This is a genomic window from Acinetobacter sp. NCu2D-2, assembly GCF_001647675.1.
Lineage (GTDB): Bacteria > Pseudomonadota > Gammaproteobacteria > Pseudomonadales > Moraxellaceae > Acinetobacter.
Genome location: NZ_CP015594.1, coordinates 1558116 through 1575214, shown reverse-complemented (window position 1 = coordinate 1575214; position 17099 = coordinate 1558116). Strand labels below are relative to the sequence as shown.

At 42.7% G+C, this 17099-nt stretch carries 16 protein-coding genes and 2 pseudogenes; 13 read left to right on the top strand and 5 right to left on the bottom strand.

Translation table 11 applies throughout. The features are described from left to right. The first annotated feature begins 64 nt into the window (after positions 1-64). Both A3K93_RS07520 and A3K93_RS07515 read left to right on the top strand, forming a co-directional pair. Positions 65-373: a hypothetical protein gene (locus A3K93_RS07520; RefSeq protein ID WP_067730368.1), complete on the top strand. Its 309-nt coding sequence runs from the start codon at positions 65-67 to the stop codon at positions 371-373. A gap of 112 nt (positions 374-485) precedes the next feature. Beyond that, positions 486-1256: a M48 family metallopeptidase gene (locus tag A3K93_RS07515; RefSeq protein ID WP_067730366.1), complete on the top strand. Its 771-nt coding sequence runs from the start codon at positions 486-488 to the stop codon at positions 1254-1256. An 80-nt stretch (positions 1257-1336) separates the two neighbouring features. Here the strand turns inward: A3K93_RS07515 and A3K93_RS07510 are convergent, their stop codons facing one another. The 4 genes from A3K93_RS07510 to A3K93_RS07495 all read right to left on the bottom strand — a co-directional run bounded on the left by A3K93_RS07510 (position 1337) and on the right by A3K93_RS07495 (position 5869). Then, the gene (locus A3K93_RS07510; protein WP_067729673.1) at positions 1337-2299 is read right to left on the bottom strand and encodes an IS30 family transposase; all 963 of its coding nucleotides are present in this window, start codon (positions 2297-2299) and stop codon (positions 1337-1339) included. Between the two features lie 159 nt (positions 2300-2458). After that, entirely contained in the window at positions 2459-2941 is a 483-nt protein-coding gene (gene slyD, locus A3K93_RS07505; protein ID WP_067731698.1) for a peptidylprolyl isomerase, read from the bottom strand. Positions 2942-3079: 138 nt separating this feature from the next. Further along, positions 3080-4366: an NAD(P)/FAD-dependent oxidoreductase gene (locus A3K93_RS07500; RefSeq protein WP_067730365.1), complete on the bottom strand. Its 1287-nt coding sequence runs from the start codon at positions 4364-4366 to the stop codon at positions 3080-3082. A 189-nt stretch (positions 4367-4555) separates the two neighbouring features. After that, positions 4556-5869, bottom strand: coding sequence for a D-alanyl-D-alanine carboxypeptidase PBP6B (locus A3K93_RS07495; protein ID WP_067730364.1), 1314 nt, complete (start codon positions 5867-5869; stop codon positions 4556-4558). Positions 5870-6044: 175 nt separating this feature from the next. Here A3K93_RS07495 and A3K93_RS07490 point away from each other — a divergent pair, with 175 nt between their 5' ends. From A3K93_RS07490 to A3K93_RS07455, 9 genes and pseudogenes are all read left to right on the top strand, one after another. Beyond that, positions 6045-7748, top strand: a complete 1704-nt coding sequence (locus A3K93_RS07490) for a M61 family metallopeptidase (RefSeq protein ID WP_067730358.1) — start codon at positions 6045-6047, stop codon at positions 7746-7748. Between the two features lie 111 nt (positions 7749-7859). Then, positions 7860-8609, top strand: a complete 750-nt coding sequence (locus A3K93_RS14705) for a DUF2971 domain-containing protein (protein ID WP_157883267.1) — start codon at positions 7860-7862, stop codon at positions 8607-8609. Between the two features lie 82 nt (positions 8610-8691). Next, the gene (locus A3K93_RS14700; RefSeq protein WP_180034342.1) at positions 8692-8814 is read left to right on the top strand and encodes a transposase; all 123 of its coding nucleotides are present in this window, start codon (positions 8692-8694) and stop codon (positions 8812-8814) included. 82 nt (positions 8815-8896) lie between these two features. Further along, positions 8897-9280 (top strand): IS66-like element accessory protein TnpA, encoded by a 384-nt coding sequence (tnpA, locus tag A3K93_RS07480; RefSeq protein ID WP_005404026.1) that lies wholly within the window; start codon positions 8897-8899, stop codon positions 9278-9280. Then, positions 9277-9612 carry an IS66 family insertion sequence element accessory protein TnpB gene (gene tnpB, locus A3K93_RS07475; protein WP_067728626.1) on the top strand — a complete coding sequence of 112 codons (336 nt, stop codon included), beginning with the start codon at positions 9277-9279 and terminating at the stop codon, positions 9610-9612. Before tnpA ends, tnpB (A3K93_RS07475) begins: the two co-directional genes overlap by 4 nt. A gap of 74 nt (positions 9613-9686) precedes the next feature. After that, a complete protein-coding gene (gene tnpC, locus A3K93_RS07470; RefSeq protein WP_067728624.1) occupies positions 9687-11270 on the top strand; it encodes an IS66 family transposase in 1584 nt (527 codons plus the stop codon). A gap of 58 nt (positions 11271-11328) precedes the next feature. Beyond that, positions 11329-11574 (top strand): IS66 family insertion sequence element accessory protein TnpB, encoded by a 246-nt coding sequence (locus tag A3K93_RS07465; protein WP_227509861.1) that lies wholly within the window; start codon positions 11329-11331, stop codon positions 11572-11574. Continuing rightward, positions 11571-11906: an IS66 family insertion sequence element accessory protein TnpB gene (tnpB, locus tag A3K93_RS07460; protein ID WP_000618091.1), complete on the top strand. Its 336-nt coding sequence runs from the start codon at positions 11571-11573 to the stop codon at positions 11904-11906. The genes A3K93_RS07465 and tnpB (A3K93_RS07460) overlap by 4 nt, the downstream gene beginning before the upstream one ends. Before the next feature lie 74 nt (positions 11907-11980). Continuing rightward, positions 11981-12790: pseudogene (locus A3K93_RS07455) on the top strand (IS66-like element ISAba16 family transposase); the annotation flags it as partial. Positions 12791-12810: 20 nt separating this feature from the next. Here A3K93_RS07455 and A3K93_RS07450 read toward each other — a convergent pair. Further along, entirely contained in the window at positions 12811-14115 is a 1305-nt protein-coding gene (locus tag A3K93_RS07450; RefSeq protein ID WP_442855632.1) for a transposase, read from the bottom strand. A gap of 45 nt (positions 14116-14160) precedes the next feature. Here A3K93_RS07450 and tnpC (A3K93_RS07445) point away from each other — a divergent pair. Continuing rightward, positions 14161-14781, top strand: a pseudogene (tnpC, locus tag A3K93_RS07445) (IS66 family transposase); the annotation flags it as partial. 575 nt (positions 14782-15356) lie between these two features. After that, the gene (gene ltrA / locus A3K93_RS07440) at positions 15357-17018 is read left to right on the top strand and encodes a group II intron reverse transcriptase/maturase (RefSeq protein WP_067731626.1); all 1662 of its coding nucleotides are present in this window, start codon (positions 15357-15359) and stop codon (positions 17016-17018) included. Positions 17019-17099 lie beyond the last annotated feature (81 nt).

Genomic DNA, 17099 nt, shown 5'->3' with positions numbered 1-17099 from the left:
ACCGTATTTCGGTAGGGTGCTTGTTAGAATCAAAATAACAAGAATACTTTTAAACGGATGCAGGATGCACAATCAAATTTCTTTAACCATGTTTTATTCACTTCTTTTTGCAATGGGTGGAGCACCCACCATAGCCATGATGATTATTCGTGCACAGACAGATCATCCTGAAGTGATTTATCAAGCATTGATAGGTTTAAGCGTGATTATTGCCTGTATTTTGGTACCACTGATCTTAATTCAGAATGTTTTTTTATTTTTAAAGCGTAAACATGCCGATTGGCAATCTAAAATTGAATCTGTAGGACATTTTTATTTGGTGTTAAATATTTTATGTCTGGGATATTGGATATTGCTGCAAATTTTGAGCTGAATTTTACATAATTAATAACAAGATGAAGTATTAGTTAGTGTCTAGGACATTGTTTTTTAATTTATAATTTGCCTAACAAATTTGACCTTTATAAAAGGTGGAGCACGAAATAATGAAGAATAAATTGATGTTAAGCATGGGTGCAGCTGCTGCGCTTACACTTTCTGGCTGTACAACCATTGCAGATATTGCGGGTGCAGACTCAGCAACTTTGAATGCAGCTGCAGCACAAGGTTTTAATAAAACAGTTCAAGAAGCAAGCAGCAATAAGACACTGGATACATCTTCAAGCACATATAAACGTATTAACACTGTATTCAATCAATTACGTCCTTACGCGGATCAGATTAACCAGACTGGAACGAAATTTAATTGGCAATTGGCTGTCTTAAAATCAGACCAAATCAATGCTTATGTCGCACCGGGTGGTAAAGTTGTATTTTATACAGGCATCGTGAATAAATTGAACCTGACTGATGCAGAAATTGCAGCAGTAATGGGTCATGAAATGGTGCATGCGCTTGAAGAGCACTCGAAACAAAAAGTTGGTGCTCAGGCATTAACTGACCTTGCGATTGGTATTGGTTTAAGTGCGGCAGGTGCAGGTCAGGGCGCGACTGCAGCAGCACAATTGGGTAGTCAGATTGGTATTGGTTTACCTTACTCACGTAACCTAGAAAGCCGTGCGGACCAAGGTGGCTTAATGTTGATGGCACGTGCAGGTTATAACCCACAAGCTGCGATTACGCTTTGGGAAAAAATGAATAAAGTATCAGGCTCAGGTGCTTCGTTCTTATCGACTCACCCATCAAATGCACAGCGTATCGAAGCAATGCGTAAAAACTTACCTGCAGCACAAGCACTGTATAATCAACGCAAATAATCAAGTTTGATTATGAGTGAATGAAAAAGCAGGGCTGAGGCTCTGCTTTTTTATATTTAATAATTTATAGCAAGGCGGATTCAAACGGCAAGTGCAACAGTATAAAAACCAGCCATAACTTCACTCGGTGTATACCAACCTAGTGTTTTTCTAGGACGATGGTTGAGTGCAAATTCTATCTGCTCTATTTGTTCGTTTGACACATCATCAAACGATGATGATTTTGGCAGATATTGACGGATTAAACCATTCGTATTTTCATTTCTAGCTCGCTGAATAGACTTGTAAGGATCAGCAAAATACGTCTCTATCCCAGCATCAGTAATTCTTTTGTGTTCGGAAAATTCTTTGCCATTATCAAATGTCACACTATAAGCATGGCTCATTTGTAAACGATCTAATGCACAAGTAATCGTTTGAGAGGATGCTCTCGTTGGCCCTAAATGAACAATATGTACATACAGGCTCTTTCGATCAACGAGTGTCAATAAAGCACCTTTATGATGTTTACCAATCACCGTGTCACCTTCGAAATCTCCTAAACGTTGTCGTTGATCAATGACCTGGTCTCTGCAGTGAATACTTGTTTTATCAATGATTTGCCCCCTACGATCCGTGTTTTTGTAACCGCGTTTTCGATATTTCTTCTGATGCCTTAAGTGTAGATGGAGTTTACCTCCTTGTGATTTATCTTGATAAATGTACTGGTAAATCCACTCATGTGAAGGTACATCCAGCCAACCGCGTTGTGTTAAAGCACCTGAAATTTGTTCTGGTGACCAGTCCAAACCAATCAAATAATCAATATAAGCGAAGGCAAATGCTGTCATTGATGATGAAGGACGGTACCGTCTTTGACTTGCAAATTTAGCTGCCTGTTGAGCTCTATATCCACGTTGCCCAGTATTTCTTTTTATTTCACGGTAGATGGTTGATCGTGAACGTCCTAACTCCCGAGCAAGGGTAGCAATTGAACTTTTACTTTTCAAAGTAGCATAAATTTCGTATCTTTCATCTTGAGAAAGTTGGGTGTATTTCTTCATTGTGTGCTTTCCAATTGCGAGTTGAAAAAGTCTAATGATTCTATGAATACACCTAACTTTTTCAACTAACTACAAATGTGTTGCACTTGGGATTTGAATCTGCGCAATAAAAAAGGCAAAGTAAAAACTTTGCCTTTTTGCACTTAAGATCAGAAGATCTTAGTGGTGGTGACCACCTGCACCGTGTACGTGACCGTGATCTAATTCTTCTTGAGAAGCTTCACGAACGTCAACGATTTCAACTTCGAAAGTTAAGTCTTGACCAGCAAGTGGGAAGTTAGCATCAACGATTACGTTGTCGCCTTCAACAGATTTAACAGTAACGATTTGAACACCGTCATCAGTTTGAGCTTGGAATTGCATACCCGCTTGGATGTTGTCTACGCCTTGGAACATTTTCGCAGGAACTTCTTGAACAAGTTCAGGGTTGTATTCGCCATAAGCTTCAGCAGCAGGAACTGTTACTGTGAATTTGTCACCAACAGTTTTACCAAGTAATGCATTTTCAAGGCCAGGGATGATATTGCCTGCACCGTGCAAGTACACAAGTGGTTCACCTTGAGATTGGTCTAAAGTTTCGCCCTCTGCGTTTGTCAACGTGTAGTGGAAAGAAACCACAAGGTCATTTGCAATAGCAGTCATGATATTGATCCATTCAAATTTTTTAAAGGGTACATCATAAAGTGAAATTCGATTTTTGTAGACTAAATTTAGTAAAAAAAAATCAATTTTGAACATTTTAATGACGTTTTTTTCTTAATCGGGGCACATTTTAAAATTTCAATGCAATTTTATCTTAGGTGATATTTTTCTAGCCACAAAATCTTTAGCTGTCAAAATTCCCGCTTGGGTATAGCCATGAATGGTCGCTTGATGTAGGCGATATAAAGACACATACATGGATTTCGCCACAAAGCCTTGTACATTTACCTGACCTAACAGTTCGCCGACAGCTTTGTTCTGGCTGAGTGAAACGAGCGAGCCTTTGTCTGAGAATTTAAACATTGGCAAATAAGATTCTTGATTCACACGTGCTTTGAGTGCACCCACCAAGAAGCTGGCTTGTTGACTTGCCACTTGTGCGCGTGGTGCGAGTACAGGCTCATCTGCAACAGGTTGACAATGTGCACAGTCACCAAAGGCATAGACATTGGGGTCAGAAACACTTTGTAAGGTAGCAAACACTTTCAAACGATTAATATTGTCTTTTTCTAAGCCTTCGAGTTGAGCAAGTACATCAGGGGCTTTGATGCCTGCTGCCCAGACTTTAATTTCAGCATCTAAGCTCGTACCATCGGCAAAGTAAATTTTGTCTTCATCAACTTTGGCGACGCGGTGCTGTGTGAGTACCTCGATACCGAACTGTTTAAGCTGCTTCATGGTGTGATCAACAGTTTTTTGCGACAGTGCGGGCAGAATGCGATCAGCCGCCTCAATCAGTGTGATTTTGACTTTGTTTGGGTCAATTTTATTTAAACCATATTTAAAGAAATTATGCTTGGATTGGATCAGTTCGGCTGCCAGTTCAACACCTGTTGCACCTGCACCAATAATCGCAATTTTTAATTCTTTGTTGCTGGCTTCACGCTGCGCATTCAAATACAAATGTAATAAATCTTGCTGGAACACATCTGCTTGAGCGCGGCTATCTAAGAAGTAACAGAAGTCTTTAACACCTTCGGTTTTAAAGTCATTTGAGGTTGAACCGACCGCAATGACCACGGTGTCATAGTCAATATAGGTGGTTTTTTTAGGATTAGCTTTTTTAGATTGATAAGATGTCTCGACAACCACTTGTTTGGCTAAACGATCTAACTGCGTAAATGTACCTAAGACAAACTCATAATGATGCGATGAGGCATGAGCAAGATAATTGGTTTCTTCTTCAGAAGGATTCAGTGTGCCTGCTGCAATTTCATGCAGTAGCGGTTTCCAAACGTGGGTAAGTTTTTGGTCAATCAGCGTAATTTGAGCCTTTCCGCTTTTACCTAATGTGTCGCCTAATTGGGTAGCTAGCTCTAAACCACCAGCACCACCACCAATAATTACAATTTTATGTGCAGTCATATATGTTTAACCTATTTATTTTTCTAATGAAATAGAAGTTAAAACATAATATGGCAGGCTTGTTGAACGATCTTGAAGAGAATTGTTATACAGCTTACAAAACGTAGCAATATGCAAAATCCCGTTACATTTTTGAGTGCTGCTCTAAAAGAAAAGAGCCATGACAGGCTCTTTTTTTATTAATAACACTTAGTGTTGAATTGGATAAATTTTTACTTCAGGTGTGCTGTCAGCAAACAGTCCAAATAAGCTGGTAATCCAATGAATGAAGCGAGTAAATGCGCTTGATTCTTCAATCTCAACTTTATCTTCAATATCAATACTACGAATCAGATGGTTATTTTGATAAATATTGACAGTCGCGAGCTGCATCACTTGAGCAAGAGGGGCAGTTAAAGATTTTTCTTTGACTTCGACGTTTAATCGGGTTTGTGTTTCATTTAACGGTTCAATAGTTTGCATCACGCCATTACCGATATTTAAAGTAATACGCTGCGTGTTTTGGTCGAAATCATTTAAATCAATCGCATAGCTTTGATCTGCCAAAGAAGTGGTCATGAGTTCTGGTTGTTTGGTTTCGACTTTAAACATTTTCAATGTCGATTGAACCACTGGAAGCTCAGCAAGCAATTGCTTATCTTTGAGTGCAACTTCATTACGCGTATAGGTGTAAGCAAGATTCATCAATTTATGTGCAACTTCAGCACGTTTAGTCGCACTTTTTGTACCGAGTACAACCACCACCAATCGACGGTTTGGTGCATCCGTACTGCCTGTAGGGCGATTCGCAGTCGCAGCAAGGTTGTAACCTGCAGCTTTGGTAAAGCCTGTTTTTAAACCATCTACCGTTGGGTCAACGTAAAGTAAGCGATTGGTTGCGCGGTGGAAGCGTTGGTTATAAGAGAAACTTTGTTGTTTTGAATAATATAAATAATCAGGGACTTCTTTGACTAACGCCTGACCTAATAAAGCAAGATCGGCTGAAGTTGAATAGTGCTCTGGCATAGTAATACCAGCCGGGTTTTGGAAATGGGTATTGTGCATGCCCAAAGCTTTCGCTTCTTTATTCATACGTTCTACAAATTGTGGAATACCACCCGAAATTTTTTCAGCTAATGTGACAGCAGCATCATTGGCAGACATCACAATTAATCCCGCAAGCAATTGATCAACAGAAATCTGCTCACCCGCTTTTAGGTACATTTGCGATTCATCCCACATCACGGTTTGCACGATAGGCGTCGCAGTTAAAATTTCACTTTTACTTAATTTTCCCGCTTGAATTTCTTTTAAAGCAACATACGCAACCATCATTTTGGTCAGTGAAGCAGGAGCGCGTTGAACATGAGAATTATGCTCCGCAATGACCTGACCTGTTTGTGTGTCGAGGATAGACCAGGCTTCTGCCTCAACGCTTTCTGGTTTGATATTCAGTAATGCTGCCTGTGCCATTGCAGAAAAAAGAAGGCTGAAAACTGCAACGATTGCCGTGATGTATTTCAAAGGGGTTCCTTAACGACCAGTCCACTGGTGAACGATAAATTTTTTTGCGATGCTATGCCTTTTTTTAAGTGCTGACTAGTCGTAATTGTAGACATTTAAGACAGTTCCGCATTGTATTAACAAAAAATGTTAAGCTAAGGCATACCTTAATCATTTTTATTTTATATCGTCCATTATGTTGCATTATCAAATCGAATTTGACGATTATCGTCAGCATCTAATTCACGTGACAGTTCGCTTTTTGGCAGACCCAACTCAAATCTTGACTTTGCCAACATGGATCCCGGGAAGTTACCTGATTCGTGAATTTTCAAAGCATATTGAAGGTGTACGTGCCTACGATGAAGATGGTCGTCAGCTTAAAATTCAGAAATTTGAAAAGAACCAATGGCGCTTATTTAATACCGATCATGAGCTGATTACAGTTGAATATGATGTTTATGCTTATGACTTATCGGTGCGTGGTGCATATGTCGATCAAACACGCTTATATGTAAATCCAGCATGCGTATGTTTGGGCTTGTTAGGTCAGGAACATAAAGAAGTTGAGGTTGAAGTATTCTTACCACCTGAGCTTAAACACTTACAAATTGCGACAGGTTTAACTTCAAAAAGCCTGATTAAAGGTCGATATACTTTAAAAGCAAAAAACTATGCTGAATTGATTGATGCACCATTTGAACTTGCAGATCAAACTCGTTTTAGTTTTGAAGCCAATGGCATTCCGCATGAATTTGTGGTGTCAGGCAAACATGCGATGAATGAACAACGTATGAAGCAAGATATTGAGAAAATCTGTGCGACAGAAATTTCAATGTTTGGTTCTGCACCATTTAAACACTACACCTTTATGACCATGGCAACAGGTAATAGTTATGGTGGTTTAGAGCATCCAAATTCAACTAGCTTGATTTCACCACGTGATGATTTACCAAAAGCCAATGAGCCTGAAGAGCCATCGAAAGATTATCAACGTTTCCTAGGGCTTTGCAGTCACGAATACTTCCATTCTTGGTTGGTGAAGTTTATCCGTCCTGAAAACTTTGTGAATTACGACCTGAACAAAGAAGGTTACACCTCTTTGCTTTGGATCTTTGAGGGCTTTACATCATATTATGACGACTTAATTTTGCTTCGTAGTGGTGTGATTAACCAAGCCTCATACATCGCGTTATTAAAGGCCCAGATTGATCGTTACCTGCAAAACCCAGGTCGATTTGTACAAACCGTATCGGAGTCTAGTTTTGATGCGTGGGTAAAATTCTACCGTCAGGATGAAAACTCAAATAATGCAGGTACAAGCTATTACAACAAAGGTTGTTTGGTTGCGCTTTGCCTAGATTTGGGCTTACGTCTACGTGGTTCGAGTCTTGATGCATTAATGCGTAAACTGTATGAAAATGCGCAAAATGGTATTCAGGTTAATGAGCGTACTATCTTTGAATTATGTAATGAATTAACAGGTGATGATTGGTCAGAACAAATTAATCATTTGATTAACACCACTGATGAATTGCCACTTGATCAATTATTCCCAGAGTTTGGTTTAAGCTACACACTGAAAAATGATAAATCTTTAGCATTTGGTGCGAAGTGTGCAGATAAACCTGAAGGCGTTTTGGTTCAACAAACACGTCGTGATGGTGCTGCTGCTAAAGCGGGGCTATCTGCCAATGATGTGATTATTGCAATTGATGGTTTAAAAGCAACGACCAAACTTTTGGATAAATATGCAAAACTTGAAGGTACGTATACCGTTCATGCATTCCGTCGTGACGAATTGATGACTTTTGAAGTTCAAGCAAGCGGTTCAGCTTTGACCGAAGTAGAACTTAAAGTTGAAGATCAAGCAAAAGCTAAAAAATGGCTTAAAGCTTAATTTGCATAAGCGATAAAAACCATGTAAAACCGATGTTTAGGCATCGGTTTTTTATTATAAGAAATGAAATTATATAAGTATCGGTATGGATCACAACGGGATCTACTCTCTTTGCAAGAAGATTATTTTTATGCGCCTCATCCCTCAAAATTAAATGATCCTTGTGAAAATTTATTTATTGAAGATGATCTTAATAAATTTTGTTCACTATTTTCGATGGAAAAAGGGACAACTAATAATGAGTTTAAACAAGCATTCTATCAATTACTTAAAAATATAAGAGAAAATGTAGGGATATATTCTTTGAGTAAGAATGTGTTAGACGAGCTTTTATGGGCTTATTATGCTGATGCACATACAGGTTTCTGCATTGAATATGATTGGAACCAATTAAAAAGATCTATTCGTTCATCTGGTGAATTTGATGTTGTATATCAGGATGATGTTCCTAAATGTTCATTAGATATTCTTTTGTCAAATAAGAATGAAAGTTTAATTGAAACTTTAAAAGTCACCTCAGGAACAAAGTCTAATGCTTGGAAACATGAAGATGAATTTCGCTTGGTAATGGATAATTTTGGAAAAATTGAATATGACTTTAGGGCTGTGAAAGCTATTTATTTTGGTCTAAGAATGCCTGAAACAAATCAGGAAGTCAGCAAAAACAATGAATCACTTTCATCTAGCCTAAAAAAGGTTACACAAAAAGATGTAATGTTTGCATTAAGGGGGAGAAGGATAAAATATTATAAAATTAGACTAAAACCAAATACTTATAAGTTTGAAATGGTGGAAATAGAAGACTTATTTAAAGATGCACCTAGATATAAATATAGCCAAAAATTTGTAGATAAAGGGTAAGCGTCCGCTGAACACACCTTATGAATTCATCCTATAAGCCTTAATTTAGTCCCCACTTAAAAACAAGTGGGGACTAAAATTTATGACTACAAATCACCAGACATCCATCGCATCTCTTGCTAAAAAACGAAGAACATACAGTGCTGAATTTAAACAGCAGATCGTTCAGGCTTGTAAAGCACCGGACGTTTCAATTGCTTCGTAAGCGTCCGCTGAACACACCTTATGAATTCATCCTATAAGCCTTAATTTAGTCCCCACTTAAAAACAAGTGGGGACTAAAATTTATGACTACAAATCACCAGACATCCATCGCATCTCTTGCGAAAAAACGAAGAACATACAGTGCTGAATTTAAACAGCAGATCGTTCAGGCTTGTAAAGCACCGGACGTTTCAATTGCTTCGGTCGCTTTGCAACATGGATTGAATACAAATCTTGTATCCAAATGGATTCGCTTAATTGATGGTAAGCCAGGGAATGATCGCTCACCACTACCGAATAAACCTGCATTTATTGCCTTATCTTGCTCTGCACCATTAGATCCTACTCCTACTGACATGTTAACGGTTCAAATTACTTTACCCCACTCAAAAGTAGAAATTGGCTTGAAATGGCAAGTATCAGAAATATCTGCTTTAGCAGAATTACTCAAGGCACTTGCAACATGATCCGCATTGATGAAATCTGGCTTTCTACCCAACCTCTGGATATGCGAGCAGGGATGGATACTGTCATGGCTCAGGTGGTGAGAGCCTTTGGCTACATTAAACCGCATTGTGCTTACCTGTTCTGTAATAAACGTGGCCATCGCATGAAAGTGCTGGTACATGATGGACTGGGCATCTGGCTGTGTGCCAGGCGGCTGGAACAGGGAAAATTCCACTGGGCGCAGGTTCACCAGGGTGAAAGCATGGCGATCAGTCCGGAACAGTTACAGGCACTGATCCAGGGTTTACCTTGGCAGCGCATTGGACGACAGCAGGTGGTCACGATGCTCTAAACCAAGCTCGGCTATTCTGCCATCCTCCAAACGTTCTATTTCCTCTGCGTCATGACCTCAGGCATACTGCGGTCATGAATACGCTGCCTGACTTAAGCCAACTGACCCATGAACAACTACTGGAATTCACCAGACAGTTGGCTCTGCAGCATCAGTCTCTGGCGCAATCAAATCAAGAATTGGATGCCAAAGTTCAACACCTCTCTGTTCTCACTCAAAAATACGAGCATGAACTGGCGCTGTTTAAAAAGCATAAATTCAGCAGTAAAAACGAACATCTCACAGCAAAACAAATCCATCTATGGGACGAAGCGGTCGAAGAAGATATCGCAGCCGTTGATCAGGAATTAGAACGATTAAATGCAGATAAAACCGATGCAGCGACACACAAAGCCACAGTCAACAAACCTAAACGTCGACTGCTGCCGGATCATCTACACACCATCCGTATTGAGCATGAACCTGCATCAACCCAATGCAGTTGTGGCTGCCAGTTACGTCGTATCGGCGAAGATGTCAGTGAAAAACTGCATTTCAGACCGGCACAGTTCTATAAGGAACAGCATGTGCGTGGCAAATGGGTCTGTGATCAGTGTGACACCCTGACTCAGCAAGCGATGCCCGCCTATGTGATTGATAAAGGCATTGCTTCACCTGAATTGCTTAGCCATGTGCTGGTGTCAAAGTATGCCGATCATTTGCCTTTGTACCGTCAACGTCAAATCTTTCTACGCGCAGGTGTTGATCTGTCTAGATCAACGTTATCTGACTGGATTGGCCGCTGTGGGGTGGAACTGGAACCTCTGGCCAATGCCTTAAAACAGGTGGTACTGCAACAGCAGGTGATCCATGCAGATGAAACACCGGTGACGGTCATGCAGATGGGTGAAAATGAGAAAAAGCCCAAAAAAGGTTATGTCTGGGCCTATGCCAGCACACAGTACAATCCAGTTCAGGCAGTGATCTATGACTTTCAAGATAGCCGTTCTGGCCAGCATGCTGAAGACTTCCTGAAAGGCTGGCAGGGTCATTTGGTCTGTGATGATTACAGTGGTTATAAAGCACGCTTTAGATCAGGTCAGGTCATTGAGGTGGGCTGCATGGCACATGCACGTCGTAAATTCCATGAACTACATGTGACCAAGAAAAGTCAGGTCGCTGAACAGGCATTAGTGCTGATTCAGAAATTATATGCGATAGAAGCAGAATTAAGAAAAAAGACGGATGGTACAGCGGAAGCCCGCTGCGAATACCGACAACAGCATAGTCAACCGGTCATGCAACAACTATATGAATGGCTCAACCAACATCAGCTGACGGTGCCATCGAGTTCTCCAACCGCCCGGGCGATCAATTACAGCCTAAAACGTTGGCCAGCCTTAAGCCGCTATCTGGATGATGGCAATCTACCCATTGACAATAACTGGGCAGAGAACTCAATGCGTCCCTGGGCATTGGGCCGTAAGAACTGGTTGTTTGCAGGTTCGCTGCGCAGTGGACAGCGAGCGGCAAATATCATGACTTTAATCCAGTCAGCAAAGCTGAATGGGTTGGATCCGTATGCCTATCTCAGTGATGTGCTGAAAAGGCTGCCGACGCATAAAGCGACCCAAATAGAAGAATTACTGCCACATCGCTGGAAATCCAACTCAAATTAAAAAATAGGCATGGGGTTCAGCGGACGCTTACATTGCTTCGGTCGCTTTGCAACATGGATTGAATACAAATCTTGTATCCAAATGGATTCGCTTAATTGATGGTAAGCCAGGGAATGATCGCTCACCACTACCGAATAAACCTGCATTTATTGCCTTATCTTGCTCTGCACCATTAGATCCTACTCCTACTGACATGTTAACGGTTCAAATTACTTTACCCCACTCAAAAGTAGAAATTGGCTTGAAATGGCAAGTATCAGAAATATCTGCTTTAGCAGAATTACTCAAGGCACTTGCAACATGATCCGCATTGATGAAATCTGGTTGTCTACTCAGCCCATGGACATGCGTGCAGGTATGGATACGACCATGGCTCAGGTGGTGAGAGCCTTTGGCTACATCAAACCGCATTGTGCTTACCTGTTCTGTAATAAACGTGGCCATCGCATGAAAGTACTGGTACATGATGGATTGGGCATCTGGCTGTGTGCCCGGCGGCTGGAACAGGGCAAATTTCACTGGGCTCAAGTTCACCAAGGTGAAACCGTGGCCCTCAGCCCGGAACAGTTACAGGCACTGATCCAAGGTTTGCCCTGGCAGCGCATTGGACGACAGCAGGTGGTGACGATGCTTTAAACCAGGCTGTTCCATTCTGCTATTCTCCAAACGTTCTATTTCATTCTTCTCATGACCTCAGGCATACTGCGGTCATGAATACGCTGCCTGACTTAAGCCAACTGACCCATGAACAACTGCTGGAATTCACCCGGCAGTTGGCAATGCAGCATCAGTCTCTGGCACAATCAAATCAAGAATTAGAAAAATCAAACCAACAATTAGATACCAAAGTTCAGCATCTTGAAGTCACCAATCAGCAATTAGATGCTCAAGTTCAACATCTTTCCATTCTCAATCAAAAATACGAGCATGAACTGGCGCTGTTTAAACAGCACAAATTCGGCAGTAAAAACGAACATCTCACCGCAAAACAAATCCATCTCTGGGATGAAGCGGTTGAAGAAGATATTGCCGCGGTTGATCTAGAACTGGAACGGCTAAATGCAGACAAAACCGATGCAGCGACACAGAAAGCCAAAACCAATAAACCTAAACGTCGACCACTGCCAGATCATCTACACACCATCCGTATTGAGCATGAACCTGCATCAACCCAATGCGCTTGTGGCTGCCAACTCCGTCGTATCGGCGAAGATGTCAGTGAAAAACTGCATTTCAGACCGGCACAGTTCTATAAGGAACAGCATGTGCGTGGTAAATGGGTCTGTGATCAGTGTGACACCCTGACTCAGCAAGCGATGCCCGCCTATGTGATTGATAAAGGCATTGCTTCACCTGAACTGCTCAGCCATGTGTTGGTATCGAAATATGCCGATCATTTGCCGCTGTACCGTCAACGTCTGATCTATCAGCGGGCGGGAATCGAACTTTCTAGATCAACTTTATCTGACTGGATAGGTCGCTGCGGTGTAGAACTGGAACCTCTGGCCAATGCCTTAAAAGCATAGGTATCTACACATCTTTAGGTACCTAGTGCAATAGTTGCGATTTCATTCAGTTCATCTATTGAATATTCTGAGAGCAGTTGAAGAGTATTTAGTAAAATCGAGAGTCCTGCCAATATGGCAGGCGCACTCTCTACCTTGCCTCTTTTCTGTTGTCTACCTGAAAGTCTAGTCAAAAATGCACGGACTTTCTGATTTTGTTCATCTGTACAGCGCTGTACTCTCCACGTCAACACACAAGCCATACAACTGATTAGCAAACGCCTTAAAATCGCTTCTGGCGTAGTCTGAAGCCATGACTCAATATCATGGCCTGCTTGCTTGAGAAGTTTGAAATAACATTCGATTGACCAACGCCAGTAATACCAAGTCGTCAGTTCTACTGCGGTAATCTCAGTTGGTACATTACTGATCAATGACCATCTTGCAACTGTCTTTTCATTAATATCTTTAACCACCGCAATAATCAGTCTAGCCTCAATTGCAGCACCTTTCTGAGGAGTAACTCTTTGACCTAAACAATCTTTTTTATTTGATTTTGCAGCACGGGTAAGCCGAACATTGGTTTCTCCAACATAAAGCATATGTTGATTACCCTTATAAGAAATGGGTTTCACTTGCTGTATTTCGATACGTTCAGCAACTTCTCCAACTTTACATATTTCACCCTGATGCTCAATCCGATTTCCTTCCTTTGCTCGAATAAGCCATTGAAAACCATGACTGCTTAATTCCCTGAGATGAGCAATGGAATCTCCTTCACGATCAATAATATGTACGCAGGTTTTATCAAGAGGAAACTGTTCAACTTTTTGAATTTGTTCAGAAAGGGAGTCTAAATGGGTTTTACGTTCGGTCTGTTGCTCATTGAATGTCGAATAGCAACCTGAAGCACTAGAAAGGGTCTGAGCTAATGGAGCAACAGGAAGTCCAGAAGCAGCATCAACAAGTAAGCTCGTTTGTAATTCATAGCCTGAGTCGTACTGATGTGTCCTTTGGAGTTTTTGGGTTTTATTACGATGTGTCACATATTGGATTTGTGACCAATCATGAATAACTAAAGCATAACGATGCAGCGATGTCTTAATCTGATCACAAGCAAGTTTTTGAATAGGTTCATTTAATTGTTTAAATGAGATTTTATCATTATTTAAAAACCGCCATACAGCTTGCGTCGTTGCGAAACTATTTTTTTGAGCAGAGGCAATATCTTTGATTGCAGGAGCAAGTGAAGCAAGAGGATTCATATTGAGTTGAACAAGGTTGTTGTAACGTTTGACAAGGCGCTGATCTAAGCGAGAGATGTTAAAATTGAAGAGCATGCTCTTCAATTTAACGCAAAACATGGAAATTGTGTAGATACCTATGCCTTAAAAGAGGTGGTACTACAACAGCAGGTGCTGCATGCAGATGAAACACCGGTCACCATCATGCGGATGGGTGAGAATGATAAAAAACCGAAGAAAGGTTATGTCTGGGCCTATGCCACTACACAGTACAATCCAGTTCAGGCAGTGATCTATGACTTTCAGGATAGTCGTTCAGGCCAGCATGCTGCAGAGTTCTTGAAAGGCTGGCAGGGCCATCTGGTCTGTGATGATTACAGTGGTTATAAAGCACGCTTTAAATCAGGCCAGGTCATAGAGGTGGGCTGCATGGCCCATGCACGTCGTAAATTCCATGAACTGCATGTGACCGGGAAAAGTCAGGTCGCTGAACAGGCATTGGTGCTGATTCAGAAACTGTATGCGATAGAAGCAGAACTCAGGAAAAAGACCGATGGTACAGCGGAAGACCGCCGCGAATACCGACAACAGCATAGTCAACCAGTGATGCAACAACTATATGAATGGCTCAACCAACATCATCTGACGGTGCCATCGAGTTCTCCCACCGCCAAGGCCATCAATTACACTCTGAAGCGTTGGCCAGCTTTAAGCCGCTATTTGGATGATGGCAATCTACCGATTTGCAATAATTGGGTCGAGGTGCGACACGAAGTCGCTTAATGAAGTTGTTCCCCCTGCGGGAACCACCCGTGTCACCGGGTGAATCTAGAAGGCTGAATAAAGAGCGCCTTCGACAATGTAACGAGGCACCGCAAGGTGTGGGGTATCAATCGTGAGAGGCGTACCCTTCTGGCAGCCATAGCCGGACAAGGGCTAGATAATCGGTATGGTGAACACATGTGAATCTGCGTAACGATCGTTAAGTTGAACGAGCGGAAATGGCTGATACGCTCGAACCAAAACGGTAATGGAGGTGGGAATTGCGTCTTTCGACTACGCATTCGTGACCCATACGCCTCCCGGTCGATAGCAGGCACCTAAGCCGATGTACTTCAGTAAGCGGAACGTGGAAATCCCGTATTACTCCCATTGGGAAAGCAGTTTGCAAAAACTGCCCATGGTGATGCGGGCGAAGGAACGAGGAAAAAGCGAATGCCAGTCTGTAATGGGTTGGATAGAGGTTGAAACATTACCCCACGCGAAAGCGGGCTGACGTCCTTATGGTCTCTCATCACAAGAGAGTGTGTAGAACCCTTTTAATGGAGGGAGAGCAAATGAATGCAGCAGTATCAGCGTGTGCACCTTCCAGCACATCGTGGGACAGCATCGATTGGATTGCTGTACAGCGTCATGTCAGAGGGCTGCAAGCGCGTATTGTGAAGGCGGTACAAGACGGCAGGCATAACAAGGCGAAAGCTTTGCAATGGCTGCTGACTCACTCGTTTAGTGGCAAAGCATTGGCCGTCAAACGAGTGTCTGAAAACAAAGGCAAAAACACGGCTGGGGTCGACAAGGTGACTTGGAATACACCCAAGGCCAAGACCGGTGCGATGATGTCGTTGAAGAGGCGAGGTTACACGCCCCTTCCGCTTCGGAGAGTCCTTATTCCGAAGAAAAATGGCAAGATGAGACCTCTCGGGATACCCACGATGAAATGCCGGGCCATGCAGGCGCTCCATCTGCTGGCTTTGGAACCCATCGCGGAGACCATCGCTGATCGGAACTCTTATGGGTTCAGACCGCAACGCTCAACCGCGGATGCTGCAGCACAGTGCTTTGGTGTGCTGTCAAGAAAAGTAAGTGCGGAGTGGGTGCTAGAGGGTGACATTCAAGGCTGTTTCGACAATATCAGCCATGACTGGATGATCGCCAACCTCCCAATGGACAAGGTGATTCTACGGAAATGGCTCAAAGCCGGTTACGTCTACCAAAGCAAGCTGTTTCCCAGTCTTTCCGGAACACCGCAAGGAGGTATTATCTCCCCGGTGCTGGCCAACATGACCTTGGACGGACTGGAAACGATGCTGGCTAAGAGGTTCTCTAACGCCAAATGGACAGGCAAAAAGCTGCAACTGGTACGGTATGCGGATGATTTCATCATCACGGGGTATTCTAAAGAGTGGCTCGAAAATGAAGTTCGTCCTGCCGTGGTTGAATTTCTGGCGCAGCGCGGTCTCGTGCTCTCTCAGGAAAAGACCAAAATCACGCACATAGGGAACGGGTTCGATTTTCTTGGCTGGAACGTACGTAAGTACAACGGCAAGCTACTGATCAAGCCGTCAAAGGCAAACATCAGCGCTCACCTTGACAAGCTGCGAGCATTAATCAATGCAAACAAAGCGACACGACAGGCCACTTTGATCGGTTTGCTCAACCCGACTCTAAGGGGTTGGGCCAACTATCATAGTCATGTCGTTGCCAAGAAGGTTTTCAACCAGGTAGACAACGCAGTGTGGGAAATGCTCTGGCGATGGGCTGTACGTCGCCACCCTCGCAAGACACTCCGATGGGTCAAAGATCGGTATTTCAAAGTACAAGGAGCGCGTCGATGGGTGTTCTCATGTGATGAACAGTCCGCCGATGGTCGGAAGCGACAATACACATTAGTGTCTGCCTCGGACACGCCAATTGTGCGACATATCAAGATCAAGGCTGCTGCTAACCCTCATGACCCCGCATGGGATGAGTACTTCGAATCCCGATGGGGTAAAAGAATGCTGGTCTCCGCAAAGGGGCGAGCCAAGCTGTATCGGGTGTGGCTAAAACAAGGTGGTCGCTGCTGCGCCTGTCTTAAACCAGTCACCAAAGATACACCATGGCACAGCCGTCATATTGTGAAGCTAAGTCATGGTGGAACGGATGCAGTTGCTAATCTTGAGATTTACCATCTGTATTGTCCGAGGAATGTTCAGTTTGCCAATGTCAACGATGTATAACCGGGTGCCGAATGGCGCCTTAGCAGAGGCTTGAGCCGTGTGCTGGGAAACTCGCATGCACGGTTCTTAGGGGGTTGGACG

Bases quoted from the DNA above. Each gene is read 5' to 3' on its own strand.
- A3K93_RS07520 (WP_067730368.1), top strand. From the start codon at position 65: ATGCACAATCAAATTTCTTTAACCATGTTTTATTCACTTCTTTTTGCA.
- A3K93_RS07515 (WP_067730366.1), top strand. From the start codon at position 486: ATGAAGAATAAATTGATGTTAAGCATGGGTGCAGCTGCTGCGCTTACA.
- A3K93_RS07510 (WP_067729673.1), bottom strand. From the start codon at position 2,299: ATGAAGAAATACACCCAACTTTCTCAAGATGAAAGATACGAAATTTAT.
- slyD (WP_067731698.1), bottom strand. From the start codon at position 2,941: ATGACTGCTATTGCAAATGACCTTGTGGTTTCTTTCCACTACACGTTG.
- A3K93_RS07500 (WP_067730365.1), bottom strand. From the start codon at position 4,366: ATGACTGCACATAAAATTGTAATTATTGGTGGTGGTGCTGGTGGTTTA.
- A3K93_RS07490 (WP_067730358.1), top strand. From the start codon at position 6,045: ATGTTGCATTATCAAATCGAATTTGACGATTATCGTCAGCATCTAATT.
- A3K93_RS14700 (WP_180034342.1), top strand. From the start codon at position 8,692: ATGACTACAAATCACCAGACATCCATCGCATCTCTTGCTAAAAAACGA.
- tnpA (WP_005404026.1), top strand. From the start codon at position 8,897: ATGACTACAAATCACCAGACATCCATCGCATCTCTTGCGAAAAAACGA.
- tnpB (WP_067728626.1), top strand. From the start codon at position 9,277: ATGATCCGCATTGATGAAATCTGGCTTTCTACCCAACCTCTGGATATG.
- tnpC (WP_067728624.1), top strand. From the start codon at position 9,687: ATGAATACGCTGCCTGACTTAAGCCAACTGACCCATGAACAACTACTG.
- tnpB (WP_000618091.1), top strand. From the start codon at position 11,571: ATGATCCGCATTGATGAAATCTGGTTGTCTACTCAGCCCATGGACATG.
- A3K93_RS07450 (WP_442855632.1), bottom strand. From the start codon at position 14,115: ATGCTCTTCAATTTTAACATCTCTCGCTTAGATCAGCGCCTTGTCAAA.
- ltrA (WP_067731626.1), top strand. From the start codon at position 15,357: ATGAATGCAGCAGTATCAGCGTGTGCACCTTCCAGCACATCGTGGGAC.